This is a genomic window from Priestia sp. P5_B4 (genome assembly GCF_056400385.1).
Window position 1 is genome coordinate 1 of record NZ_JBFULJ010001426.1, and the last position, 623, is coordinate 623.

A 623-nucleotide genomic window follows, 5' to 3' on the forward strand; every position below is an offset into this window, starting at 1 on the left:
GGACTACACTCATGCCTATTCCATCACGAACGCCTTGTAAAATAGCTTCTAATGAATCAAATTCCATAATATTAGCTTTATGTATATGATGTTCTTTTGAAAACTCTAATAGTCTGTTTCTATAGATGCAGTTTACATCACTATTGATGAGTAACGTTAGTTGACCTGTTTCTGCTCTCTCTGCAGATAGAGGTGAAATAAGCATCATTTTTTCTGCATAGTGATAAACCGTTTCAAACTGAGCCTCGTTATAGGTACCGCTAAGAAAAAGTCCATCAATTTCCCCGTACGAAAGCATTTCTTGTAAGGCTTGTTTTCTATCTGTTTTTATTTTAACTTCAATATTTTGATGTTCTTTCAGAAAAGATGAGAATAAAGAAGGAATTTTAATAGCAGAGACGGTCTGCGAGGCGCCAATGATTAAGGATCTTTTAAACTTATTCGGATTAACTTCTGTTTTAGCTTCCTCCATTAAACGTAAAATACGCTGGGCGTAGTCAAACAAAGCTTCCCCTTCGTTTGTTAACGTAACTCCCCGATTCGTACGTATCAATAATTTGGTGTCTAATTCTCCCTCTAGATTTTTAATCCGCTGGCTGATATGCGGCTGCACATATCCTAAT

The 623-nt window shown here is 36.4% G+C and carries 1 protein-coding gene; it reads right to left on the reverse strand.

Annotated features, from left to right (window positions below; genetic code table 11):
- Positions 1-623: LysR family transcriptional regulator (locus tag AC1DRF_RS31375; protein WP_477742749.1), on the reverse strand; the 623-nt coding region annotated here is incomplete at both ends.